24 protein-coding genes are annotated in these 23,903 nt (G+C 69.9%); 16 read left to right on the top strand and 8 right to left on the bottom strand.

All coding sequences use genetic code 11. The features are described from left to right. Positions 1-9: 9 nt before the first annotated feature. Positions 10-1,179 (bottom strand): acetylornithine deacetylase, encoded by a 1,170-nt coding sequence (gene argE / locus CCR79_RS10905; RefSeq protein ID WP_201172275.1) that lies wholly within the window; start codon positions 1,177-1,179, stop codon positions 10-12. Between the two features lie 4 nt (positions 1,180-1,183). After that, on the bottom strand, positions 1,184-1,891 hold the full coding sequence (locus tag CCR79_RS10900) for a TIGR04211 family SH3 domain-containing protein (protein ID WP_201172273.1): 708 nt from the start codon (positions 1,889-1,891) through the stop codon (positions 1,184-1,186). A 152-nt stretch (positions 1,892-2,043) separates the two neighbouring features. Between CCR79_RS10900 and CCR79_RS10895 the strand changes: the two genes are divergently transcribed. The 6 genes from CCR79_RS10895 (at position 2,044) to CCR79_RS10870 (ending at position 7,868) form a co-directional block, all read left to right on the top strand. Further along, complete coding sequence (locus tag CCR79_RS10895; protein WP_201172271.1) at positions 2,044-3,252, top strand: class I SAM-dependent rRNA methyltransferase; 1,209 nt, start codon at positions 2,044-2,046, stop codon at positions 3,250-3,252. Positions 3,253-3,303: 51 nt separating this feature from the next. Then, positions 3,304-4,152, top strand: a complete 849-nt coding sequence (gene nadC / locus CCR79_RS10890; RefSeq protein WP_201172269.1) for a carboxylating nicotinate-nucleotide diphosphorylase — start codon at positions 3,304-3,306, stop codon at positions 4,150-4,152. 337 nt (positions 4,153-4,489) lie between these two features. After that, positions 4,490-5,032 carry a hypothetical protein gene (locus CCR79_RS10885; protein WP_201172267.1) on the top strand — a complete coding sequence of 181 codons (543 nt, stop codon included), beginning with the start codon at positions 4,490-4,492 and terminating at the stop codon, positions 5,030-5,032. Between the two features lie 86 nt (positions 5,033-5,118). Further along, on the top strand, positions 5,119-5,646 hold the full coding sequence (locus CCR79_RS10880) for a hypothetical protein (protein WP_201172265.1): 528 nt from the start codon (positions 5,119-5,121) through the stop codon (positions 5,644-5,646). 192 nt (positions 5,647-5,838) lie between these two features. Beyond that, on the top strand, positions 5,839-6,630 hold the full coding sequence (lgt, locus tag CCR79_RS10875) for a prolipoprotein diacylglyceryl transferase (protein WP_201172263.1): 792 nt from the start codon (positions 5,839-5,841) through the stop codon (positions 6,628-6,630). A gap of 110 nt (positions 6,631-6,740) precedes the next feature. Next, positions 6,741-7,868 (top strand): porin, encoded by a 1,128-nt coding sequence (locus tag CCR79_RS10870; RefSeq protein ID WP_201172248.1) that lies wholly within the window; start codon positions 6,741-6,743, stop codon positions 7,866-7,868. Between the two features lie 50 nt (positions 7,869-7,918). On the opposite strand, the gene CCR79_RS10865 is transcribed toward CCR79_RS10870, so the two are convergent. Next, positions 7,919-8,683 carry a lysophospholipid acyltransferase family protein gene (locus tag CCR79_RS10865; protein WP_201172245.1) on the bottom strand — a complete coding sequence of 255 codons (765 nt, stop codon included), beginning with the start codon at positions 8,681-8,683 and terminating at the stop codon, positions 7,919-7,921. Then, the gene (locus tag CCR79_RS10860; RefSeq protein ID WP_201172242.1) at positions 8,680-10,101 is read right to left on the bottom strand and encodes a DUF1631 family protein; all 1,422 of its coding nucleotides are present in this window, start codon (positions 10,099-10,101) and stop codon (positions 8,680-8,682) included. The genes CCR79_RS10865 and CCR79_RS10860 overlap by 4 nt, the downstream gene beginning before the upstream one ends. A 154-nt stretch (positions 10,102-10,255) precedes the next feature. Between CCR79_RS10860 and CCR79_RS10855 the strand changes: the two genes are divergently transcribed. The 7 genes from CCR79_RS10855 to mnhG are packed head-to-tail and all read left to right on the top strand — an operon-like array spanning position 10,256 to position 15,983. Next, positions 10,256-12,574: a putative monovalent cation/H+ antiporter subunit A gene (locus CCR79_RS10855; protein ID WP_201172239.1), complete on the top strand. Its 2,319-nt coding sequence runs from the start codon at positions 10,256-10,258 to the stop codon at positions 12,572-12,574. Further along, positions 12,574-12,999, top strand: a complete 426-nt coding sequence (locus CCR79_RS10850) for a Na+/H+ antiporter subunit B (protein ID WP_201172589.1) — start codon at positions 12,574-12,576, stop codon at positions 12,997-12,999. Before CCR79_RS10855 ends, CCR79_RS10850 begins: the two co-directional genes overlap by 1 nt. Positions 13,000-13,003: 4 nt before the next feature. Next, the gene (locus tag CCR79_RS10845) at positions 13,004-13,351 is read left to right on the top strand and encodes a Na+/H+ antiporter subunit C (RefSeq protein WP_201172237.1); all 348 of its coding nucleotides are present in this window, start codon (positions 13,004-13,006) and stop codon (positions 13,349-13,351) included. Further along, the gene (locus tag CCR79_RS10840; RefSeq protein WP_201172235.1) at positions 13,348-14,862 is read left to right on the top strand and encodes a Na+/H+ antiporter subunit D; all 1,515 of its coding nucleotides are present in this window, start codon (positions 13,348-13,350) and stop codon (positions 14,860-14,862) included. The genes CCR79_RS10845 and CCR79_RS10840 overlap by 4 nt, the downstream gene beginning before the upstream one ends. After that, complete coding sequence (locus tag CCR79_RS10835) at positions 14,859-15,332, top strand: Na+/H+ antiporter subunit E (protein WP_201172233.1); 474 nt, start codon at positions 14,859-14,861, stop codon at positions 15,330-15,332. Before CCR79_RS10840 ends, CCR79_RS10835 begins: the two co-directional genes overlap by 4 nt. Continuing rightward, positions 15,332-15,604 (top strand): monovalent cation/H+ antiporter complex subunit F, encoded by a 273-nt coding sequence (locus tag CCR79_RS10830; RefSeq protein WP_201172231.1) that lies wholly within the window; start codon positions 15,332-15,334, stop codon positions 15,602-15,604. Before CCR79_RS10835 ends, CCR79_RS10830 begins: the two co-directional genes overlap by 1 nt. Next, a complete protein-coding gene (gene mnhG / locus CCR79_RS10825) occupies positions 15,597-15,983 on the top strand; it encodes a monovalent cation/H(+) antiporter subunit G (protein WP_238635668.1) in 387 nt (128 codons plus the stop codon). Before CCR79_RS10830 ends, mnhG begins: the two co-directional genes overlap by 8 nt. On the opposite strand, the gene CCR79_RS10820 is transcribed toward mnhG, so the two are convergent. Continuing rightward, entirely contained in the window at positions 15,980-16,468 is a 489-nt protein-coding gene (locus CCR79_RS10820) for a DciA family protein (RefSeq protein ID WP_201172229.1), read from the bottom strand. The two genes, mnhG and CCR79_RS10820, sit on opposite strands and share 4 nt — an antisense overlap. 147 nt (positions 16,469-16,615) lie before the next feature. Here CCR79_RS10820 and secA point away from each other — a divergent pair, with 147 nt between their 5' ends. The 3 genes from secA to CCR79_RS10805 are packed head-to-tail and all read left to right on the top strand — an operon-like array spanning position 16,616 to position 21,601. Then, complete coding sequence (gene secA / locus CCR79_RS10815; protein ID WP_201172219.1) at positions 16,616-19,411, top strand: preprotein translocase subunit SecA; 2,796 nt, start codon at positions 16,616-16,618, stop codon at positions 19,409-19,411. 1 nt (position 19,412) lies between these two features. Continuing rightward, complete coding sequence (gene argJ / locus CCR79_RS10810) at positions 19,413-20,615, top strand: bifunctional glutamate N-acetyltransferase/amino-acid acetyltransferase ArgJ (protein ID WP_201172210.1); 1,203 nt, start codon at positions 19,413-19,415, stop codon at positions 20,613-20,615. Between the two features lie 11 nt (positions 20,616-20,626). After that, positions 20,627-21,601 carry a Nudix family hydrolase gene (locus CCR79_RS10805; RefSeq protein ID WP_345941496.1) on the top strand — a complete coding sequence of 325 codons (975 nt, stop codon included), beginning with the start codon at positions 20,627-20,629 and terminating at the stop codon, positions 21,599-21,601. Between the two features lie 13 nt (positions 21,602-21,614). Here CCR79_RS10805 and zapD read toward each other — a convergent pair whose 3' ends face one another. From zapD to CCR79_RS10790, 3 genes are read right to left on the bottom strand one after another with little or no spacing between them, the layout of a single operon-like run. After that, positions 21,615-22,400 (bottom strand): cell division protein ZapD, encoded by a 786-nt coding sequence (gene zapD, locus CCR79_RS10800; RefSeq protein ID WP_201172209.1) that lies wholly within the window; start codon positions 22,398-22,400, stop codon positions 21,615-21,617. 11 nt (positions 22,401-22,411) lie between these two features. Further along, positions 22,412-23,044, bottom strand: a complete 633-nt coding sequence (gene coaE, locus CCR79_RS10795; protein WP_201172208.1) for a dephospho-CoA kinase — start codon at positions 23,042-23,044, stop codon at positions 22,412-22,414. Continuing rightward, positions 23,041-23,895 (bottom strand): prepilin peptidase, encoded by an 855-nt coding sequence (locus CCR79_RS10790; RefSeq protein ID WP_238636907.1) that lies wholly within the window; start codon positions 23,893-23,895, stop codon positions 23,041-23,043. The genes coaE and CCR79_RS10790 overlap by 4 nt, the downstream gene beginning before the upstream one ends. Positions 23,896-23,903: the final 8 nt, after the last annotated feature.

Below are 23,903 nucleotides of genomic sequence, written 5' to 3'. Positions count from 1 at the left end.
CTCCGCGGCCTACAGGCAGAAGCGGTGGATGAAGCGGCGCAGAAGCGCCACGGTGGGCGCCAGACGCTCGATGGCGATGGACTCGTCGGGCTGGTGGGCCTGCTCGATCTCGCCGGGGCCGAGGACCACCACGTCCATACCCAGCCGGGTCAGGTAGGGCGCCTCCGTGGCGAAGGCCACGGCACCGGCCGGGTGGCCGGTGACCGACTCGGCGAAGCGCACCACCTCGGCGTCCGCTGGCGTGGCCATGGGCGGATGGGCCGGGAACAGGGGGCGGCGGGTTAGGTGTACGGCGTCGTCGCCGAGGGCCTCGGCCAGGCGCCGGTCGAGCTCCTGCTGCAGTGCCGCCGGATCCATGCCGGGCAGGGGGCGCAGGTCGATGTGCAGCTCCGCCTCGCCGCAGATGCGGTTGGGGTTGTCGCCGCCGCGGATGTGCCCGAGGTTGAGGGTCGGGTGGGCCACGGCGAAGCGCTCGTCCCGGTGGGTGGCGGCCAGTTCCTCGCGCCAGGCGATCAGGGCGTTGAGCACCCGGGTCATGGCGTCCAGGGCGTTGCGCCCCAGGCGCGGGTCGCTGGAGTGCCCGGCCCGCCCCTCGATGTGGAGCGCCTCCATCATCATGCCCTTGTGCACGTGCACCGGGTGGTTGCGGGTCGGCTCGCCGACCACTGCATGGTGTGGGCCCAGGCCCTCCGGGTGGGCGTCGAGCAGGGCGCGCACGCCGTCCATGCCGCTCTCCTCGTCCGCCGTGCAGAGCAGGGTCAGCGGCGCCTGTAGCTGCGCCGGGTTGACCTCGCGGGCCGCCTCGACGGCCAGGGCCAGGAACGCCTTCATGTCGGTCACGCCCAGTCCGTAGAGGCGGCCGTCCACCTCGCGCAGGCGCCACGGGTCGCCGGACCAGCGCTGCGGATCGCAGGGGACGGTGTCGGTGTGCCCGCACAGGGCCAATCCGCCCCGCTCCGGTGCCCGCGCTGGGGCCAGGGTGGCGGTGAGGTTGGTCTTCTCCGGACGGCCGGGCAGGGCCTCGATGCGGCAGTCGAAGCCCAGATCCTCGAGCCAGCCGGCCAGTCGCTCGGTGATGCCACGGTTGCCCTGGTCGTGCTCCGCCTCGACGCTGCTCACCGACGGCTCGGCGACCAGCTCGGCGATCATCTCGTGCAGGGCCGGCAGCGGCGCGGTCACGGCGTTACAGCCCGCCGCCCCAGCTGTCCCGGCGGCGCGGGCGCAGATGCGGCAGGATCAGTCCGAGGATCAGCCCGCCCACCAGCACGCCGGCGCCAGCCAAAAACCACTCCTGGCGGCTGCGCTCGGCGAGGGCGGAGTTCTGCTCCTCCAGCTGCTCGTTGCGCTCGAGCAGCCGCTCCACCCGCTCCTGGAGCTGTTCGTTGGCCTCGACCAGCTCGTAGCCGTCGCTGGCGGCCTCCAGGTCGGCCTCCAGCTCCTCGATGCGCGCCTCGGCCTCGGCCAGCTCCTCGCTCAGGGCGTCCTTCTCTTCCGCCTGCCCGGTCAGTTCGTCCTCCAGCTCTGCGATCCGCTCCAGGGCGGCGTCGCGCTCTTCCTCAACCCGGCCGATGCGCACCCTGGCCGGCGGCTCGGCCATCAGGAAGCGCTCCTGCACCCAGCCCTCGTCGCCGCGGTTGTCGCGGACGTAGATCCAGTCCTCCAGGGCCGCCTCGCCGAAGCGCTCCTCGGCATCCTCGGGGGGGTCGAGGACCTCCAGGGGGGCGCCGGTGCTCAGGAAGCGCTCGATGGCGTACTGCGAGCCGGCACCGGTGCGGAAGGAGATGCTGATCTCGTCGCCGACATAGGCGGTCTGCGCCGTGACGGAGGTCGCCGGCAGGGCGGTGACCAGGGCGGCGGAGAGGATGACGACGGGGGCGGACTTGATGCGCACGGATGTCGCTCCAGCTTGGCCAATACGATGGCGTCAGTTTAACAAGAAGCAATCGCCGGATGGTGATGGGCATCGGCGCCGCTCCGGACCGGGTGCGATTGCGTGCCGCGCGACAGCACCGCAGAATACCGGGCTTCCTTTCAGGAGGCCCTATGGAGCAGCGACCCGTACTGCGCCTGAAGACCGGCGAGGAGCGGCGCCTGCGCGCCGGTCATCTGTGGATCTTCAGCAACGAGGTAGACACCCACCGTACCCCCCTGCGCGGCTTCGCCCCCGGGGAGCAGGTGGTGGTGGAGGATGCCCGCGGCAAGGCCCTCGGCTGCGCCTACGTCAATCCCAACTCGCTGATCTGCGCCCGGCTGGTCAGCCGCGACGCCAAGGTGTCGCTGGATCGTTCCACCCTGGTCCACCGCCTGCAGGTGGCCCTGTCCATGCGCCAGCGCCTCTTCGCCGAGCCGTGGTATCGGCTGGTCCACGGCGAGGCCGACGGCCTGCCCGGGCTGGTCGTCGATCGCTTCGGCGACTGTTGCGTGGTTCAGCCCAACACCGCGGGCATCGAGCGGCTCCAGGCCGAGGTCCTGGATGCCCTGGCGAAGGTGGTCGGCCCGACGCATGTGCTCTGGCGGGCGGATAACAACGTGCGCGAGCGCGAGGGGCTCGACCGGCGGGTGGAGTGGCTCGGCGCGCCCGGTCCGGAGGAGCTGGAGGTCCGCGAGGCGGGCCTGCGTTTCCAGGTGCCGGCGGTGTGCGGGCAGAAGACCGGCTGGTTCTACGATCAGCGCGGCAACCGCCAGCGCCTGGCGGCCTATGCCGAGGACGCTCGGGTGTTGGACGCCTATGCCTACGCCGGCGGCTTCGCCATCGCCGCCGCTGTGGCCGGGGCGCGCGAGGCAGTGGCCGTGGAGCGCTCCGCCGAGGCCTGTGATCGGATCGCCGCCAACGCCGAGCGCAACGGCGTCGCCGACCGGGTGACGGTGGTCGAGGGCGAGGTGAACGACTACCTGGCGGTGGCCCGGCAGGAGGGGGAGCGCTACGACGTGGCGGTGGTGGATCCGCCGGCGTTCATCAAGCGCCGCCGCGACCGCAAGGCCGGCGAGCGCGGCTACCGCAGCGTCAACGAGGCCGCGCTGCGTCTGCTCGGCCGCGACGGCGTACTGCTCAGCTGCTCCTGCTCGGCCCATCTGCCCGAGGAGCGGCTGTCGGGGATCCTGCTGGCCGCCGGGCGGCACCTGGATCGCTCGGTGCGCATCCTCGAGCGCGGCGGGCTCCCCGCCGACCACCCGATCCACCCGGCCATCCCCGAGACCGACTACCTCAAGGCGCTGTTCCTGCGCGCCGTGATCGCCACCAGCTTGCCCTGACCCCGGGTACGCTGCACCCTGTGAATCGTGCCCACGGAACCCTGATCAAGCATGCCCATCCCGCTCCCTCCCCGCGAAACCATCCGTGACGATGTCGCCCGCGCCCTGGCCGAGGACGTCGGCGGCGGTGATCTCACCGCCGCCCTGGTGCCGGCCAGCCGGCAGGCCGAAGGCCACGTCGTCGCCCGCGAGGCGGCGGTGCTCTGCGGCAGCGCCTGGTTCGATGAGGTCTTCCGGCAGCTCGACCGGGCCGTGGGGGTGCGCTGGCTTCACGGCGACGGCGATTGGCTGGAGCCGGGCACCGAGGTCTGCCGGATCCAGGGGCCGAGCCGGGCGGTGCTCACCGGCGAGCGCACGGCGCTGAACTTCCTGCAGTTCCTCTCCGGGACCGCCACCACGGCACGGCGCTACGCCGATGCCCTGGCCGGCACCGGGGTGCAGGTGCTCGATACCCGCAAGACGGTGCCCGGGCTGCGCGCCGCTCAGAAGTACGCCGTGCGCGCCGGCGGGGCCGACAATCACCGCTTCGGGCTGTTCGACGCCTACCTGATCAAGGAGAACCACATCGCCGCCTGCGGCGGGCTCACCCCGGCCGTTGAGGTGGCGCGCCTGCGCGCCGCGGGGACGCCGATCACCGTAGAGATCGAGGACCTGGCGCAGCTCGACGAGGCCATCGCCGCCGGCGCTGATGTGGTGATGCTCGATAATTTCGATGCCGACGGCATCCGTCAGGCGGTGGAGCAGGCCGCCGGGCGGGTGGCCCTGGAGGTCTCCGGCGGGGTGGATCTGGACGCCGTGCGCGGTCTGGCCGCCACCGGCGTGGACCGTATCTCCGTCGGTGCCCTGACCAAGCACGTCCACGCCCTGGATCTTTCGCTGCGTCTCGACGCGGCCGGCTGAGCGGGCGCCCGCGGCGTCACCGGGGTGCCCCGGCGTGCGGTTTTCTGTCCGTTGAGCGTATTCCGGCCCGTTGCTAACCTGCGATTAACGGCGGTGCGCAGGAGGCGCGCCCGTGTTCCCGGGGACGTCCTTGATAAGGAGATCCCATGCCGTCGATCCCGGCCTTGAATCCCTCCTGTCTGACCCGATCCCTGGCGGGCCGCCATGCGGCTATCCGAGCGCACTGCGGCCGCGCGCCTCTGCACCCCTATTCCGCGCCGCCGCCCGCCCGGGCTGTGCCCGATCCGGCAGGCGGCGGCGCCTTCCGGCAACAACACCTTTGAGCAAGGAGGTCTACATGCGCAAAGCTTCCCCACGCATTATCGGCGGCTGTGCCCTGGTCGCCGCCGGCGCCCTGGCAGCGAGCCCGGCGGTGGCCGAGCACGGCTTCTTCTTCAACTACAGCCATACGCCGGTCTACACCGCGCTCGACTCGGACGTGGAGGACAGCGATCTCTCCGCCAACGCCTTCGAGTTCGGCACCAGTGTGACCGACGAGCTGCGCGCCGGCGTCTACCACGAGCGCCTGGATGGCGTTGACGGCAATAGCGCCAACATCCAGGGCATCAGTGCCGAGTACGGCATGCTCGAGACCGGCGACTTCATGGGCAGTGTCGGCTTCATGGTTGGCAATGGCCGCTCCGACAGCGGCAACAGCCTGGTGGCGGACATTTACGGCCGCGCGGCGCTGCTGGCCAACGACCACGCCAACCTGAACGCCAAGCTCGCCTACCGCACCGTGCCGGACAGCGATTTTGCTCAGGATTTCGACGGTGCAGCGGACGACGCCAGTGACATGCACGGCTTCACGCTGAGTGTCGGCTTCGGCGTCCACTTCTAAGACGATCGCCCAAACGCCGCCCCCGAACCGCGGGGCGCGGGGCGCGGGTGCGGGTGCAGCAGAACAGGCAACAGAGGAGGTTGACCATGCACAAGCATGCCAGGCACACCATCGCCGGCGTGGCCCTGCTCTCGGCCACGGCCTTCGCCGCCTCGGCCAGCGCCGAGACGTTCTTCTTCAAGTACGGCCACACGCCGGTCTACACCGCCTTCGACTCCGACGTCGAGGACAGTGATATCTCCGCCAACACCTTCGACTTCGGCGTCCATCTCAACGACGAGTTCCGCATGGGCGTCTACTACGAGCGGCTGGATGGCTTTGGAGGCACGACAGGGGACTTCCGTGGTCTGACTGCCGAGTACGATCTGGTTGGTGGTGTCGGCTTCGCCACCAGCGTCGGCCTGATGTTCGGGCAGGCCAGCGCCGACGTCACAGCCACCGACATCTACGGCCGTTTCGCCCTGGACACCGGGGACACCTCGGAGCTGTTCACCAAGATCGCCTACCGGGGGACGAACGCCGTAGACGACGAGTTAGACGCTTTTTCCGATGGCGATAGCCCCGACAACCTGGATGGCCTCTACCTGAATGTCGGCTTCGGCTTCGGCTTCTGAGGTCGCCCGTGGGTGCTCCACTTCCTTCGCGCTGATTCGGGCGCGCTGATCCCGTGGCCCTGCGGCCACCCCGGCTGCGGGGCCACGGGATCCTTTCTCGCTTCCTGGCTGTCTGCCTGCTTGGCCCGCTTCCTACCGCGGATGTCGGCGCCGCGCTTGCCTTGCCGCGTCGCTCTCCACTAGTCTCCGCCCATGCTCGTCTATCCCGATATCGACCCGGTCGCCATCCAGCTCGGGCCGGTGGCCATCCACTGGTACGGCCTGATGTACGTCGTCGGCTTCCTTGCCGCCTGGGGGCTGGGGCGCTGGCGGGCGCGTCGGCCGGACAGCCCGGTGACCGGGCAGCAGGTGGACGACTTGGTCTTCTTCGGCGCCCTGGGGGTGATTGTCGGCGCCAAGCTCGGCTACCACCTCTTCTACAACCTGGATGGCCTCGCCGCCGACCCGCTCGCCTTGCTGAGGCTCTGGGAAGGCGGCATGTCCTTCCACGGCGGGCTCCTCGGGGTCACCGCCGCGCTGGGGGTCTACGCCTGGCGCTACCGGATCCCGCTGCTGGGTCTGACCGATTTCGCCGCGCCGCTGGTGCCCATCGGCCTCGGCGCCGGGCGGCTGGGCAACTTCATCAACGGCGAGCTGTGGGGCCGGCCCTCCGAGGTCCCCTGGGCCATGGTCTATCCGCCCCTGGGCGACGAGGCGCGCCACCCCTCGCAGCTCTATCAGATGGGGCTGGAGGGGATCGCCCTGTTCGTGCTGCTGTGGTGGTTCTCCGCCCGACCGCGGGCCCGCGGGGCGGTCACCGGTCTGTTCCTGACGGCGTACGGGGGCTTCCGCGCCTTCGTCGAGTTCTTCCGCATGCCGGATGCGCACATCGGCTACCTCGCCTTTGGCTGGCTGACCCTGGGCCAGGTCCTCACCCTGCCCATGATCCTCGGCGGGGTGGCGCTGCTGCTCTGGGCCTGGCGGCGCCCGGGCGCGGCCGCCTGATCCGCCGCCCAGCGCCGGGTTACAATCCCGCCCGGTTGCAACCATCGGTTCCGGCGCGCCGGAGGGGCGCACGGCGCCGGTCCCTACCAACGGTCTTCAAGGAGCACTGCATGGGAGTGATCCGCACGGGGCGTCGGCGCCCCGCATCCGGCTGGCGTCTGCTCGCCGCGCTGCCCCTGCTGGCGCCGGCGGCGCCGTGTATCGCCGGCAATCCGGTGGCGGCCGCAGAGATCGATTGGTCGGTCTACGGCCGTGCCGACGTCAGCGTTGATTACTACAGCGGCGGCGGTTACGCCGCCGGCGACTTGGCTAGCAACTCCTCCCGGTTGGGGCTGCGCGTTGGTCACACCCTGGAGACCGGACTGACGGTCTACGGCCGCCTGGAGCGCACCCTGGACTACAATCGCGGCGACGGCGCCGACCTGGCTCCCCGGGATACCTACTTGGGGCTGACCGGGGCGTGGGGGACGCTGCGGCTGGGCTACATGGACACGGCGGTTAAGGACATCCGCAGCCGCGTGGATCTCTTCGGCAGTCAGTTGGGCAATGCCCGCAACGTGCTGCGCGCTGGCCATAGGCCCCACTTTGATCAGCGCTTTCCCAATGCGGTCCGCTACAGCTCGCCGGAGCAGCCCGGCTGGGGCGTCGACCTGCAGGGGAGCTTCGATTGGGACGGAGAAGAAGACGACGATGAGGCCTTCCCGGCGGACGACAACGAACGCACCGCCGTCAGCAGTGCCCTGCGCTACAGCGGCGAGCGCGTCTGGGTCGCGGTGGGCTACGAGCGGGTGGCCGGCCGCGCGGGAGCGGTGCGCAGTGCTGATGCCCTCCGGCTGGGTCTGGATTGGCAGGCCACCGAGGCCCTGCGGGTGACCGCGCTGGGGCAGGCGACCCGGGATGCCTACGCGGTTGATGACGCTGATTACAGCGACGCCGCTGCCTACGGCGCGGGGCTGCTCTATGCCCTTGAGGACGATCTGGACCTGCGCCTGCAGTACTACACCCTGGACGTGGATGCCTCCGGTCACGGGGCCCGACTGGTCTCCGTCGGCCCGATTTTCCACGCAAGCGAGCGGCTGCGCCTCTACGCCACCGCTACCTATCTGAGCAACGACGACGACTCGCGGTTGGTTCCCTGGGAGGTCGGCCGGACCGCCGGCCCTAGCGGCGAGGATGCGAAAATCGGATCAGGCCGCTCGGCTTGGGCGGTGGGCTCCGGCGTACGCATGGATTTCTAGAGCGGGCCCCGTGGCGGAGCCGCCGCGCGAGGCCAAGCCGCCGGCCCCAACTAGTGTTCGCCGTTGGCCGGCGTCCGCCCGAGCAGCGGCAGCCCCGCCCGATCGGCGATCCGTTTGCGCGCCTCGTCGGCCAGCTGCCGGCGGTCCCGCTCCGCGGCCGGGATGGGGTCCAGGAAGTGGATGTGGACCTCCACCCCGTGGCCGGCCGCCCACCAGGCGCTGTCCAGCATGCGACGCTCCGGCACCAGTTCCCCCAGATCGTCACCGCGGTGGCGCGGACGGTAGCCGATGGCCACCGGCTGCACTGCGGAGTCGGCCTCGTGGGCGGCACGGAACAGCCGCGGGCGGAACGGCTGGATGCCGAATTCGGTGCTGATCCGGCCCTCGGGGAAGAAGATCACGGCATCGCCCCGGCGCAGCCGCTCGGCCATCTCGCCGGCGGCCCGCTGCGCTGCGCCGCTGTGGCCGCGGCCGATGAACAGGGTGCCGAGGTTGCGGGCCACGCGGCCGACAATCGGCCAGTCGCGCAGCTCCGCCTTGCTCAGGAAGGTGTCCGGCACCAGGGCGAACAGGGCAACGATGTCCAGCCAGGAGAGGTGGTTGGCCACCAGGAGGGCGCCGCGCTGCGGGCGACCGTGCCGGTGAAGGCGGACGCGCATCAGGGCCATGAGGATCCGGTTCCACAGGGCCGCCGCGTGGCGCCCGAGCCGCCGCGAGAGCAGGCTGGCCCCGGTGACCCACAGCCCGCCGAGGAGTAGGTGGACGAGGGCCAAGGCGAGGATCAGGGCCGCCCGTACGCGGCGGGCCAAGCTCATTCGCCGTGCCCCGCACGCCGCTCGACGAGCCGGCGGATGACCCGCGAGAGCCCGTCGTTGAGCAGCTCATGGTCGTCGAGCAGCTTGGCCTGCCCGTCGGCCACGGCCGCGGCGAGCGCCTCGGTGCTGCGCTCGAGGACCTTGAAGCCGGCCCGGTTGGCGAAGATCAGCCGACCATCGGCGGTGTGCCCGGCCAGCCGGACGCGCAGGCGCTCGCCCTGTGCCCCGCCGATCTCCATCCAGGTCCCTTCGGGCAGGGCGGCCACCCGGCGCACGTCCCCCTCGCGGTGGCTCGCCGCGGCGGTATCGTCGTTCCTGGCGCTGAATTGGGCCAGCCCCGGATCGCCGCGGGTCAGGCAGTTCAGGTACTCGGCCTCCAGGGCGCGGAGCACCTTGCTGACCTCGAAGGGGTCATGGAGGACCTCGCGCAGGCCGTCGGCCACCTCGTGGAGGAGCAGGGGGATCTCCAGGACCAGCCGTCGGCGCGAGGTGGCATCCGGCGGGGTGTCGACGCTCCAGACCAGGCGCTCCATCACCGCGCAGTGGCGGACCCAGTTCTCAGAGTCCGCGCCGTCGCTCAGGTGGATCAGCAGCAGCAGCCGTGCCCAGGCGTCCCGGATCAGCTGCTCGATGAGTGCCGGCGGCCGGCGCCCCTCCAGGCAGCGCTCGATCTCCTCGCTGACCCGCTGCCGGGCCGCCTCCACACGGTCGCGGCTGCGCACGGCGCGTGCTGCGAATCGGGTCTCGTCGGCGACGCTGGTCGCCGCCGACGGCCCGGCGGGGTCCGCCGCGCCGTCGCCGGTGAGCTGCGCCACCGCCTCGCGGTGTAGATCCGGCAGCATGCGGCCCACCGCGTCCCCGAGCGTTTCGAGCACCACCTCCTGTGCCGGGGCGGCGAGCGGCGGGCGTTGCTGGACACGCAGCAGCAGGTCGGCCACCTGCGCTGCGGCCAGCGGGTTGAGCGGCTCGCGCACGCGCACCGTGGGGAGGGCGGCGTCCAGGGCGCGGGTGGTCGGCTCGGTCGTCGCTGCGGTGCGGCTGCGCAGATCGGTCAGAATGCGCGCCGCCGCGCTGTGGTGCGCCGGGGTGGGTGGCGGGTCAACGGCCGCCGGGTCGATGAGCCCGGCGAAGCGGTACTCGAGACCGGCGCGCAAGACCTCTTCCATGTCGTGGCGGTGCAGTCGGACCATCTGCATGTCTTGGCGGTAGGCGTCACCCTGCTCGCCGCCGCCGGCCAGCTCGTGGAGCCGCTCCTGCGCCTCGTGCAGGCCCTGACGCAGCGATCCCACCAGACGGCCCTCGACGTGGCGGCGCAGCCGCTCGATCCGACCGGGGATCGCCCGACCCTGACCGCGTTCGGTGCGGGCGAGGTAGACGACATTGTCCGGGGGGTGCTCGGTCATATCGGCTTCGCTCATGGGTCGGGAGGATACCCGCGACGGGCAGATGTGAGAAGGCGACTCAAGGGGTTACCGGCGCCCCTGCAGCTGCGCCAACTTGTCAGCCCCCGGAGCATCGGGTATCTTCCACAACCGTTGTCTGCCGACGAGACCGTCAGGAGATCGGCCTCGCATGCTTGCTGCAGTACTTTCCGGATTCGTGCTCGCCGCCCTCGTGCCGTGGCTGCAGCCCGTCCTGGGCCGCCGCGCCGGCTGGGCTTTCGCCGCGCTGCCCGCGGTGCTCACCCTCTATTTTGCCACCTTCCTGCCGCAGATTGTCGGCGGCGAGACGGTGTGGATGGAGTACACCTGGGTGCCCGGGCTCGACGTCAACCTGTCCTTTTACGTGGACGGGCTGTCGCTGCTCTTCGCCCTGCTGATCTCGGGGATCGGCACCTTCGTCCTGCTCTACGCCAGCGATTACCTGGATGGCGACGAGCGTCAGCCGCGCTTCTACGTCCACATCCTCGCCTTCATGGCGTCGATGCTGGGCCTGGTGCTCTCCGATAACCTCATCACCCTGTTCATCTTCTGGGAGCTGACCAGCATTACCTCGTACATGCTGATCGGCTACGACAACGAGGATGCCAAGGCGCGGCGCTACGCCCTGCAGGGTCTGCTGGTGACCGTTGGCGGTGGCTTGGCGCTGCTCGCCGGTTTCATCATGCTGGGGATCGTCGGCGACACCTACACGATCTCCGAGCTCCTGAAGCAGGGCGATGTGATCCGCGAGCACGAGTGGTACGTGCCGCTGACCCTGCTGATCCTCCTCGGCGCCTTCACCAAGTCGGCCCAGGTGCCGTTCCACTTCTGGTTGCCGCGGGCCATGGCCGCGCCGACCCCGGTGTCGGCCTACCTGCACTCGGCCACCATGGTGAAGGCCGGCGTCTTCCTGCTGGCCAAGCTGCACCCGGCACTGGGTGACACCACGCTGTGGATGACGCTGCTGCCGCTGGTCGGCGCCATCACCATGTTCACCGGCGCCTACTTCGCCGTGCGCAGCACCGGGATCAAGGGGGTGCTGGCCAACTCCACGGTGATGGCCCTGGGTACGCTGACCATGCTCGCCGGTATCGGTACCGAGGGGGCGATGATCGCCTTCGGCGCCTTCCTGCTGGCGCACTCGCTCTACAAGGGCGCCCTGTTCCTGGTCGCCGGCGCCCTCGACCACGAGACCGGCACCAAGGACGTCCTCAAGATGGGCGGCCTGCGCCACGCCATGCCGAAGACGGCGGTGCTGGCCGCGGTCTCGGCCCTGTCACTGGCCGGCATCCCGCCGCTGTTCGGCTTCCTCGGCAAGGAGCTGATGCTTGAGTCGGTGCTGGCGGCGCCCTACCTCTCCGCGGTGCTGGCCCTGCTCGCCCTGGGCACCGCCGTGCTCGTGGTCATTGTCGCCGGCATCGTGGTCATCCGGCCGTTCTTCGGCGAGCGCACCGAGACCCCGAAGGAGCCCCACGAGGCGCCGCCGGGGATGCTCGCCGGGCCGGCGGTCCTCGGTGTCCTGAGCCTGCTCTTCGGGGTGTTCCCGTTCATTCCCGAGGGACTGATCGGTGCCGTGGCCTCATCGCTGGCCGGTGAGCAGATCTCGGTGAGCCTCTCGCTCTGGCACGGGGTCAATCTGCCGCTGGTCATGTCGCTGTTCGCCATTGCCGCCGGCGCCTTCCTGTTCACCCGCTGGGATCAGGTGCGCGAGGCGATGGCCCGGTACGACTGGCTCTATGAGCGCGGCCCGGAGGCCGGTTACTTTCGCACCCTCGACGCCCTGGTCTGGAGTGCGGACTGGCAGACCCGCGTGCTGCAGAACGGTTACCTGCGCCACTACATCACCACCACGGTGCTGACCACTGTACTTCTGGTCGGTTACACCCTCGCCACCCGCTACGACGGGGGCTTCGGCGCCGGCCTCGAGGTCTACTTCTACGAGTGGATCATCGCCGGTGTGCTGATCGCCTCGGTGCTCTTCGCCTGCGTGACCAACTCGCGGCTGGGGGCGGTGGCGTCGCTGGGCGTGATGGGCTTCACCGTGGCGCTGATTTTCATCCTGTTCAGCGCCCCGGATCTGGGCATCACGCAGATCCTGGTGGAGACCCTGACGGTGATCCTGCTGGTCCTGGTGCTCTTCCGGCTGCCCGGCTTCATGAACTTCTCCGCGCCGCAGCAGCGGGTGCGCGACGGCGTGGTGGCCGCGGTGATGGGCGTGCTGGTGACCTCGCTGCTGCTGATCACCATCGATGTCCAGTTCGCCGAGCCGATCTCGGCCTACCACCTGGATGAGAGTGTGCCGCTGGCCCACGGCCGCAACGTGGTCAACGTGATCCTGGTGGACTATCGGGCGCTGGACACCCTGGGCGAGATCTTCGTCGTCGCTCTGGCCGCCATCGGCGTCTACGCCATGGTCAAGTACCGGGTGACCGGTGAGAGCAGTCCCGCCGAGAAGGAGGACAACCAATGATCCAGCCCGGGTCCCTGATCCTCTCGACGATGGCGCGGCTGTTGCTGCCGCTGCAGCTGCTGTTCTCCATCTTCATGCTGCTGCGCGGTCACGACCTGCCCGGCGGCGGTTTCATCGCCGGGCTGGTGGCCTCCTCGGCGTTCATCCTCTACCTGTTCGCCTTCGGCGTGCCGGCCACGCAGCAGGTGCTGCGGGTGGATGCACGGACCATCGCCGGGGTCGGCCTGGTCATCGGCACCCTCGCCGCCGTACCGCCGATCTTCATCGGCGAGCCCTTCTTCAAGGCGCTGTGGTGGTATCCGGAGATCCCGCTGATCGGGGAGGTGAGCATCAACACGCCGCTGATCTTCGACGTCGGGGTCTACCTCACCGTGCTCGGCTCGGTGCTGGCCATCGTGGTGAGCCTGGCGGAGGCGGAGGAGTAAGGCTATGGAACCGTTAATGGCCGTCCTGGTGGGCATCATGTTCGCCGCCGCCATCTACATGATGCTGCGCCGTTCCATCGTCAAGCTGGTCATCGGCCTGATCCTGCTCTCCAACGCGGCGAACCTGCTGTTCTTCACCGCCGCGGGGATGACGCGGGGAGCGCCGCCGCTGATCCCCGAGGGCGCCGACGGGCCGGTGGGCGCGGTGGGTGATCCGCTGCCCATGGCCCTCATCCTGACCGCCATCGTGATCGCCTTCGGCGTGCTGGCCTTTGCGCTGGTGCTGATCAACAAGGCGTATCAGGTGGTGCAGGCCGACGATCTGGATCAGATGAAGGATACGGACACGTGAGTCTGCAAGTCGCCATACCGGTACTGCTGCCCCTGCTGCTGGGCGCCGTCTCGCTGGCGGTCCACCGCCACCTGACCGTGCAGCGCTGGCTGGGGGTGCTCGGCACCGGCGCGCTGCTGGCCAGCACCCTGTGGCTGCTGCACACGGTCTGGCACGAGGGCGTGGTGGTGATGCACATGGGCGACTGGAAGGCGCCCTTCGGCATCACCCTAGTCGCCGACCTGTTGGGCGCCATCATGGCGGTGCTCACCGGCATCATGGGCTTCGCCACCGCCGTGTACTCTACGGCCACCACGCCGCGCGGGCACGAGCACTACGGCCACTGGCCGCTGCTGCACCTGCTGCTCGCCGGTGTGGCCGGCGCCTTCCTGACCGGCGACGTCTTCAACCTCTACGTCTGGTTCGAGGTGATGCTCGTCGCCTCGTTCGCGCTGCTGATCCTCGGCGGCGAGCGGGCGCAGATGGAGGGGGCGATCAAGTACGTCACCCTCAACCTGCTCTCGTCGATGATCTTCCTCTCGGCGGTGGGCATTACCTACGGCCTGGTCGGCACCCTGAACATGGCCGACATGGCGGTGAAGCTCGCCGAGGTGGATCAGCCCGGGCTGGTCACCGTGCTGGCGGCCATGTACATGGTCTCCTTCGGCATCAAGGCCGGTGCCTTCCCGCTCTTCTTCTGGCTGCCGGCGAGTTACCACACCCCGCCGATCGCCATTTCGGCGCTGTTCGCCGGCCTGCTGACCAAGGTCGGTGTCTACGCCCTGTACCGGGTGTTTACGCTGATCTTCACGCAGGAGGTCGCCTACACCCACGAGATCCTGCTTTGGGCGGCCGGCTTCACGATGATCACCGGCGTGCTGGGTGCCGCGTACCACTACGAGGTGCGCCGCATCCTCTCGTTCCACATCATCAGCCAGATCGGCTACATGATCATGGGCCTGGCGCTGTTCACGCCGTTGGCCCTGATCGGCGGTGTCTTCTACATCGCGCACCACATCATCGTGAAGACCAACCTCTTCCTGGTCGCCGGCGTGGCCTACCGGATGCTGGGCAGCTACGAGCTGCGCGACCTGGGCGGGCTCTACAAGCACCGGCCGTTCCTGGGGCTGCTCTTCGCCGTGCCGGCGCTGTCGCTGGCCGGCCTGCCGCCGCTGTCCGGGTTCATCGCCAAGCTGATCGTCATCTGGGCCGGCGTCGAGCAGGCTTCCTGGGGGATCGTCTTTGTGGCCCTGCTCACCGGCCTGCTGACCCTCTACTCGATGACCAAGATCTGGCAGGAGGCGTTCTGGCACGGGGTGCCCGAGCATGTGCAGGACACCTCGGTGCTCACCGGCGAGCGGCGCGACCCGGGCCTGTGGGCCATGTATCTGCCGATCGCTGGGCTGGCGCTGCTGACCCTGTTCATCGGTCTTTACGCGCAGCCGCTCTACGAGCTGGCCGAGGCCTCCGCCAAGCAGCTGCTTGATCCGCAGGTCTACATCGACGCCGTGCTGGAGGAGGGTGCGCAGTGATCCCATTCGCCTGGAACGTCGTCCTGGCCATGGTCTGGGTGGTGCTGACCGCCAACTTCAGTGCGGTCAATGCCCTGTTCGGCTTCCTGCTCGGCTATGGCGCCATCGCCGTGATGCAGAACCAGCTGCCGGCGTTCGCCGGCTACGGCCAGCGGGTGCCGCGGTTCATCCGTTTCGTGTTCTTTTACATCTGGGAGCTGATCAAGGCCAACGCCCGGGTCGCCTACGATGTGGTCACGCCGGAGTGGGGCATGCGGCCGGGGGTGATCGGTGTCCCGCTGGAGGCTCGCACGGACGGCGAGATTACGGTGGTTGCCAACCTGATCAGCCTGACCCCGGGGACGCTGTCGCTGGACGTCTCCACCGACCGGCGGGTGCTCTACATCCACGCCATGTACATCGAGGATGAGGAGGCGCTGCTGGATGAGGTCAAGGAGCTGGAGCGCCGGGTGCTGGAGGTGATGCGCTGATGCTCGGGATTGCCGCAACCCTCGTCTTTGCCATGCTCTCGGCGTCGCTGGTGCTGGCCTTCGTGCGCCTGGCCAAGGGACCGATGCTGCCCAATCGGGTCGTGGCGCTGGAGCTGATCGCCTCGATCCTGGTCGGGTTCATCGGCGTCTACGCCATCCACACCGGTGTTGACCACTTCATCGACGTGGCCATCGTCTTGGCCCTGCTCGCCTTCATGGCCGCGGTGGGGTTCGCCCGGTATCTGGAGAAAGGGGGGCCGCGGGATGACTGATTTCCTGCAGGAGCTGATCGCCTCGGTCCTGTTGTTGCTCGGCGGCGGGTTGATGCTCATCGCTGCGGTGGGCCTGTACCGCCTGCCGGATCTGCTCACCCGGATGCACGCCACGACCAAGGCCGGCGCCCTGGGGGCGGCGCTGATCATCGCCGGGGTGGCGGTGCACTTCGCCGACGCCTCGGTGACGGCACGGGCGGTGGCGATCATCGTCTTCATCGTGCTCACCGCCCCGGTGGCCGCCCACGTCATCGGCCGGGCCGGCTACTTCGTCGGTGTGCCGCTGTGGGACGGGACGATCAAGGATGAACTGCGCCACCACTACGACCCCGAGACCCACGTCCTGCGCAGTGGGCTCGAGGATCGGGACGAGCACTAGTCCTCGTCGCGCCGCCGTGAGGCGAGCCGTTCCAGGGCCTCGCGCAGCGCCGGGTCGCTGCTGGTGGCGGCGGCCCGGCGCAGGGTGTTGGCGGCCTGCTCGCTGAGCGGCCCGGGTCCCTGGAGCTTGCGCGGGGCCGACGAGGCCGGGGCGACGCGCACGGTCACCCGCCGCGGCCGCTGCCCGGAGATCGCCTCGGCGGCGTCCTGGAGCTGGCGCGACAGGTAACGAAGCCGCGTTCCCCAGCCGCTGCCGTCGGCGATCAAGACCATCTCCTCCTCATCCAGTCGGGCTAGGCGCCAGTGGCCCTGCGTCTCCGGCGGCAGGTTCCGCTGCAGCCGCCGCCCGAGCCGCTCCAGCCCACGGGCGTGGTCGATGACGGCGCGCAACGGCCCGGGGCGCTGTGCCAGGCGCGGCGCGATCCGGTGCAGTTTGCCCTCACGGCGCGGAGGGCGGGCCGGGTTGAAGCGTTTCGGGTCGCTCATGTCGTCGGAGTCTCCGGTCCCCGGCGCTCGGATGCAAGGGGGACCGCGCCCCGGTGGGCTGAATCGGCGGCCGACGCCTTACCCTCCCGCACCGATTATCTGTATCCTGTTGGACTTGACTTCGCCGGAAATCTGTATCGAGTGCCCATGTTTTCAGCCATCGCCAAACGCGTCTTCGGAACCCGTAACGATCGTGCGCTGAAGCGTCTGCGCAAGCGGATCGAGGCCATCAACGCGCACGAGCCGGAGCTGCAGAAGCTATCCGACGAGCAGCTTCAGGCAAGGACCGAGGCGTTCAAGGCGCGGCTCGCGCAGGGCGAGACCCTGGACGATCTCCTCGAGGAGGCGTTTGCCGTCGTGCGCGAGGCCTCGCGCCGGGTGCTGGGCCTGCGCCACTTCGATGTTCAGCTGCTCGGCGGCATGGTCCTGCACGACGGCAACATCTCGGAGATGAAAACGGGCGAGGGCAAGACCCTCGTCGCCACGTTGCCGGTCTACCTCAACGCCCTGACCGGTCGCGGCGTCCACGTGGTGACTGTCAACGACTACCTGGCCCGCCGTGACGCCGAGTGGATGGGCCGGCTCTACCGGTTCCTCGGCATGGAGGTGGGCGTGGTGGTGCCGCGCCAGCCCCGCGAGGAGAAGATCGCCGCCTACCAGGCCGATATCACGTACGGCACCAACAACGAGTTCGGCTTCGACTACCTGCGCGACAACATGGCCTTCCGCAAGGAGGACAAGGTCCAGCGGGATCTCTACTACGCGCTGGTCGACGAGGTCGATTCCATCCTCATCGACGAGGCCCGCACGCCGCTGATCATCTCCGGCCCGGCGGAGCAGGCCGGCGAGCTCTACGAGGCGATGTCCCGGCTGGTGCCGCGCCTGGAGGCGCAGAAGCCCGAGGAGCGCCCCGAGGAGACCCCGGAGCTGGGACCGGGTGACTACTACGTAGATGAGAAGGCCCGCCAGGTGTATCTCACCGAAGGGGGCCATGACCGGGCCGAGGAGCTGCTGCGCGAGGAGGGGCTCATCGGCGAGAACGACTCGCTCTACGATGCGCGCAACATCAACGTGGTCCACCATCTCAATGCGGCGCTGCGGGCCCATACCCTCTACGAGCGCGACGTCCACTACCTGATCCGTGACAACCAGGTGGTCATCGTCGACGAGTTCACCGGGCGCGCCATGCCCGGCCGGCGCTGGTCCGAGGGTCTGCACCAGGCAGTGGAGGCCAAGGAGGGCCTGCCCGTCCAGGCCGAGAACCAGACCCTGGCGTCGATCACTTTCCAGAATTACTTCCGGCTCTACGACAAGCTGGCTGGTATGACCGGCACGGCGGATACCGAGGCCTTCGAGTTCCAGCATATTTACAGCCTGGAGGTGCTCTCCATCCCCACCCACCGGCCGATGGTCCGCGCCGATCATCACGACCTGGTCTACCGCACCGCCGACGAGAAGTACGAGGCGATCATTGCGGACATCAAGGACTGCGTGCAGCGCGACCAGCCCGTGCTCGTGGGCACCACCTCCATCGAGGCCTCGGAGCGCCTGTCCAAGGCGCTCAAGGAGGCCGGCGTGGAGCACAACGTGCTCAACGCCAAGCACAACGAGAGCGAGGCGCAGATCATCGCCGACGCCGGCCGGCCGGGTGCGGTGACCATCGCCACCAACATGGCCGGTCGCGGCACGGACATCGTCCTCGGCGGCAACCTGGACCAAGAGCTGGCCGAGCTCGGCGATGACCCCGACCCGGCCGAGGTGGAGCGGCGCAAGGCCGAGTGGCAGGACCGCCACGACCGGGTGGTGAATGCCGGTGGTCTGCACGTGATCGGTACCGAGCGCCACGAATCCCGCCGCATCGACAACCAGCTGCGTGGGCGCTCCGGGCGTCAGGGCGATCCGGGGTCGTCGCGCTTCTACCTGTCGCTGGAGGATTCGCTGCTGCGCATCTTCGCCTCGGAGCGCATGTCCGGCATGCTCCAGAAGCTTGGCATGGAGCACGGCGAGGCCATCGAGTCGGGCATGGTCTCGCGGGTGATCGAGAACGCCCAGCGCAAGGTCGAGGCGCACAACTTCGACATGCGCAAGCACCTGCTGGAGTTCGACGACGTCGCCAACGACCAGCGCAAGGTGGTCTACGAGCAGCGCAACGAGCTGCTCGAGGCCGATGACGTCTCCGAGACGGTGGACGCCATCCGCCAGGACGTGGTCGACAAGGTGATCTCCGAGTACATCCCGCCGGGGTCCATCGACGAGCAATGGGACGTCGCCGGGCTGGAGCGTACCCTCAAGGAGGAGTTCGGCCAGGAACTGCCCGTCCAGCGCTGGCTCGACGAGGACGACAGCCTCCACGAGGAGACCCTGCGCGAGCGCATCCAGTCCGAGATCGAGAAGGCCTACCGGGCCAAGGAGGCCGAGGCGGGTGCCAGCGTCGTGCGCCACTTCGAGAAGGCGGTGATGCTCCAGGTTCTGGACAAGCACTGGAAGGAGCACCTGGCCGCCATGGACTACCTGCGCCAGGGGGTGGGGCTGCGCGGCTATGCCCAGCGCAACCCGAAGCAGGAGTTCAAGAAGGACGCCTTCGCCATGTTCCAGGAGATGCTCGAGGGCCTGAAACGCGACGCCGTCGGCGTGCTGCTGCGCGTCCAGGTCCGCGCCGAGGAGGACGTGGAGGCCGTCGAGGAGCAGCGCCGGCAGGAGGCGGAGCGAATGCAGATGCGCCATGCCGCGCCGGCCTCCGCCGCCGCAGGCGCCGTGACTGCCGCCGGGGGGAGCGCCTCGGCGGCCGAGGGCGAGGGCGCGCGCGGCGGCGATGGCCGGCAGCAGGCCGCCGGGGGGCGGGGGCAGGAGACCGTGGCCCGCGAGGGCCCCAAGGTCGGGCGCAACGAGTCCTGCCCCTGTGGCTCCGGCAAGAAGTACAAGCACTGCTGCGGGAAGCTCTGAGATGTCGGGCGCAGATGCGGTGATCCATCCAGTGCCGGGGTTCCGCCTTGGTACGGTCTCGGCCGGTATCCGCAAGCCTGGGCGGCCGGATCTGGTGGTCATGGCCTTGCCCGAGACGGGGCGTGCCGCGGCGGTGTTCACCCGCAACCGCTTCCGGGCTGCTCCGGTGCGCATCGCCGAGCGCCATCTGGCCGCCACCGCGCCGCGTTATCTGCTGATCAACACCGGCTACGCCAACGCCGGGACCGGCGAGCGTGGCGAGGCCGACGCCCTGGCCTGTTGCCGTGGCGTGGCCGAGCAGGCCGGATGCGCCGTCGAGGCCGTGGTCCCCTTTTCCACCGGCGTGATCGGTGAGCCGCTGCCCGTCGAGCGCATCACTGCCGGCATCCCCGGGGCGTTCGAGGCGCTGGAGGAAAACGGTTGGCAGGCGGCGGCGGTCGGTATCCAGACCACGGACACCCGGGAGAAGATCGCCAGCTACCAGGTGACGCTGGCCGGCGGTACCTGCACGGTGACCGGGATCGCCAAGGGGGCGGGGATGATCCGCCCGGACATGGCCACCATGCTCGCCTTCCTGGCCACCGATGCCGAGATCTCCGATGCGGCCCTGGCCGACTGCCTGCGCCGCGCCACCGAGCGATCGTTCAACCGGGTCACCGTCGACGGAGACACCTCCACCAACGACGCCTGCCTGTTGGCTGCCACCGGGCGGGGGCCCCGCGTGCCCGATGAGGGGGGCGACTTCGAGCGCTTCCAGGCCGCCGTCGAGGCGGTCTGCATCGATCTGGCCCGGGCCATCGCCGCCGACGGCGAGGGGGCAACGCGGCTGGTGGATGTCGCGGTCGAGGGGGCGCAAGATACCGCCGAGGCCGAGCGGGTGGCCTTTACGGTGGCGGAGTCGCCGCTGGTCAAGACCGCCCTCGCCGCGGCCGACCCCAACTGGGGCCGGATCCTCGCGGCCGTCGGCCGGGCAGGCATCGACGACCTCGACGTCGATGCCGTGGTCCTGTCCATCGGCGACCAGGTGGTTGCCCAGCGCGGTGCGGTTGCCCCCGACTACGACGAGGCGGCCGCCGCCGCGTATCTGGCCGGCTCTGAGGTGCGCCTAGGGGTGGACCTCGGCCGCGGTGGGGCGGCCGCCACCGTGTGGACCTGCGACCTCACCGCGGAATACGTCCGCATCAACGCCGAGTACCGGACCTGAGCGAGACCCGGGTGGCAGGCGGCGTCGTCCCCGAACCGATCCACGTGGCCGCTGGGGTGCTTCGCGGCGGTGATGGCCGCGTGCTCGTCCAGTGTCGGCCGAAGCACTTGGATCACGGCGGTCTGTGGGAGTTCCCCGGGGGCAAGATCGAGCCGGGCGAGTCGGTGGCCGCGGCCCTGGTCCGCGAACTGGCCGAGGAGCTGGGCATCCGGATCCAACCGGGGGCCCTGCGCATCCGTGTCCCGTGGACGTACAACCATCGACGGGTGGTGCTTCACGTCCTCGATGTTGCCGAGTGGTCCGGGCAGCCCCACGGCCGCGAGGGTCAGAGCCTGGACTGGCTCACCGCCGAGGAGATGGGCGGTCGGGCGTGGCCGGCTGCCAACTGGCCGATCATCCGCTCGCTGCAGCTCCCCGATCGCTACCTGATCACGCCCGCAGAGCCAACCGATGAGGCTGCCTGGCTGGACCGCGTGGACGCGGCCCTGGCGTTGGGCGTACGCCTGGTCCAGCTGCGTCGCCCGGATCTGGATCCGGCGGCCTGGGTGCGCCTGGGGCGCGCCCTGCGTGCGCGTTGTGACGCCCACGGGGCGAGGCTGCTGGCCAACGCGCCGGCGGAGCAGGCCCGGGCGGTCGGGGCCGACGGCGTGCACTGGAGCAGCCGCGCGCTGGCAGCTGGGCCAGAGCGCCCGCACTGGGCGCGCTGGGTCGGTGCCTCCTGCCACGATGCCGGCGAGCTGGAGCGCGCCGCCGCCTGCGGCGCCGATTTTGCCGTGCTTTCGCCCGTGCAGTGGACGGCCAGCCACCCCGAGCAGACCGGTATGGGATGGGCGTGTTTTGCCGAGTGGGTGGCCGGGGCGCGCCTGCCGGTCTACGCCCTCGGCGGCGTGGGGCCGGCCGATATCGCGCGGGCGCGTAGCTGCGGTGGGCAGGGTGTGGCGGCCATCCGTGGCCTGCTGGCGGATCACGCCGGGGCCGGCGTGTAAGGTGGGCGCCGGTCTAGAGCGTACAGCGCGCCATTCGGAAGGAGACGTCGGCACCCACCGGTTCCGGTCGGCTGCGGGTATCCGGCTGGCGCAGGAAGCGGATGGTGACCAGGTGGCGGTTGCCGCTGATCTCGGGGATGACGCCGTTCTCGATCGGAGCCTGGAGGCGCAGCATCTGGGTGACCCGGCTGTCGTAGGGGGTGCGCTGCTGCCAGGAGCCGCCCTCGGCCACCTCGTCGGCGAACGCGCCGGCATCGCGCTGGACACGTAGGGCAAAGGTGACCGCTGCGCGCAGGTCCGCGAAGCTGTCGTACCAGCGCTGCATGTCGGCCCGCCGCTCGTCGTAGGGGCGGCTCAGCCAGCGGTGGTAGCTGGGCAGGTCGAAGTTGCAGGTGCCGGCGCCGACGCCAAAGCGCTGGGTGATCAGCCCCAGCAGCTCGTCCTCGCGCAGCTCTTGGCCCAGGGCTGCGTCGGGCTCGCCGACGCGGCGCAGCAGTTGCCGGCAGCGGTCGGTCTCCTCCTGGACCCGGGAAGCGGACCAGACGCCACGGGCGCCCATGTAGGCGGTCTCGGTGGAGAGTCGGTCGAGTTCCTTGATGACCTCCGAGCGCACTTCGCCACGCTCGAGGACGTTGAGGGTGTGGATGAACGCCTCCACCGCCATGCGGCTGTCGATGATCTGCTCGCGCTCCATGGCGGCACTGGCGGTCTCCATGAGGAATTCCAGCCGCAGCAGCGTGCGCAGGCGTTCATTCAGCGGGTGCTCGTAGACGACCCAGTCCTGGTTCTTGTCACTCATCGCGGTGCGTCTCACTCCTGATCGGGGGGTGCGCGGCGGGCCCGGGCCAGCAGCTGGCGGTGCACCTCGGCCACCTGCCCGGCCAGTGAGCCGCGCGCACGGCTGTTGTCGATGACGTAATCGGCCACGGCCAGGCGCTGGCTGCGGCTCGCCTGGCTGGCCAGTCGTTGCTCGGCCGTTTCCTGCCCGAGGCCATCGCGGGCCATGAGTCGCTCGCGCTGTTGGGCCTCTGGCAGGTCGACCACCACCACCGCGTCCATGTCGCGGTCCATGCCAGTCTCAACCAATAAAGGTACCACTGCGACGGCATAAGGGGCACGCAGGCACGCCAGTCTGGCCCGCAACCGCTGCCGGATGCGTGGGTGGAGGATGGCCTCGAGGGTGCGTCGGGCCTCGTCGTCGGCGAAGATGCGCCGACCCAGGGCGGCGCGATCGAGCTGGCCGGCCTCCGTGAGCACAGCCGCGCCGAAGGTCGCGACGACGGCGGCGAGGCCCTCGGTGCCGGGCGCCACCACCTCGCGGGCCAGCAGGTCGGTGTCGATCACCGGCACGCCGCGGGCGGCGAAGAGTCCCGCCACCGTGCTCTTGCCGCTGGCGATGCCGCCGGTCAGTCCGATGCACCGGGTCTTCGCGCGCGTTGTCATACCAGCTGCCAGGCCACGCCGGCGGGCGACAGCACCAGCAGCAGCCAGCCGGCCACGGCCAGCGCCGGGCCGAAGGGCAGGGGCTGGCCGAGGGGGCGGCTGCGCACGGCGAGCAGCACCGCCACTGCCAGCCCGGTCAGGGCGGCGAAGAGCACCAGGGCCGGTAGGGCCTGCCAGCCCAGCCAGGCCCCGAGGGCGGCGGTCAGCTTGAAGTCGCCGTAGCCCATGCCCTCGCGCCCGGTGACCAGGCGGTGACCGTGGAAGATGGCCCACAGCGCCAGGTAGCCCGCCACGGCACCGAGGATGGCATCGGTGGGTGTCGGTGAGCCGGGGTCGACGATGCTCCAGATCAGGCCGAGCCAGAGCACCGGCAGGGTCAGCGCGTCCGGGAGGAGGTAGTGTTCATAGTCGATGGCCGCCGCAGCGATCAGGACCCAGGTCAGTAGCAGCGGGCCGATGATCAGCGGGGAGAGCCCGTGGCTGGCCACGACCGTCGCCGTGGCAATGCCGGTGAGCGCCTCGATGATCGGGTAGCGCGCCGGGATGCGAGCCCGGCAGCCGCGGCAGCACCCGCGCTGGAGCAGGTAGCTCAGCAGCGGGATGTTCTCCCACGCCCGCAGGCGGCGCTGGCATTGGGGGCAGTGCGACGGCGGCCAGCCCAGGTGGTAGGTCGTCTCTGCGGCGCCCTCCGACTCGGTACCGAGGATGTCCCGGGCCTCGTGGCTCCAGCGCCGCTCGAGCATAGCCGGCAGGCGGTGGACAACCACATTGAGGAAGCTGCCCACCAGCAGGCCGAGCAGGCCGGCACCGCCCCAGATGATCCATTCGGGTAACTGATTCCACGTCTCCATGGCTCTCC

It is taken from the genome of Halorhodospira halophila (assembly GCF_016653405.1).
GTDB classification, from domain to species: Bacteria; Pseudomonadota; Gammaproteobacteria; order Nitrococcales; family Halorhodospiraceae; genus Halorhodospira; species Halorhodospira halophila_A.
The sequence above is the reverse complement of the archived record's forward strand: the minus strand, read 5'-3'. Positions and strand labels throughout refer to the sequence as shown.